The organism is Alcaligenes sp. PF14, from assembly GCF_037150615.1.
Lineage (GTDB): Bacteria > Pseudomonadota > Gammaproteobacteria > Burkholderiales > Burkholderiaceae_B > Alcaligenes > Alcaligenes phenolicus.
The window spans coordinates 1-280 of record NZ_JBAGRS010000033.1 but is presented as its reverse complement, the minus strand read 5'-3'; the positions used below and the strand labels follow the sequence as shown (position 1 = coordinate 280).

The window sequence follows — 280 nt, the reverse complement described above, 5'->3', positions numbered from 1 at the left end:
AGTGTGTGGCTTGATCGAACCGGGCTTGGCCAGAACCTGACCACGTTCCACGTCTTCACGCTTGGTACCACGCAGCAGCAGACCGACGTTATCGCCAGCTTCGCCCTGGTCCAGCAGTTTGCGGAACATTTCAACGCCGGTACAAATGGTCTTGACCGTGTCTTTGATACCCACGATTTCGATTTCTTCGCCGACTTTGATGATGCCGCGCTCAATACGACCGGTCACAACCGTACCACGGCCGGAGATCGAGAACACGTCTTCAACAGGCATCAGGAAG

The 280-nt window shown here is 55.4% G+C and carries 1 protein-coding gene; it reads right to left on the bottom strand.

The window, feature by feature from the left end; genetic code table 11:
* Window positions 1–280, bottom strand: a 280-nt coding sequence (locus WFM49_RS18565) for an EF-Tu/IF-2/RF-3 family GTPase (RefSeq protein ID WP_336974866.1), incomplete at both ends; no start/stop codon positions are given.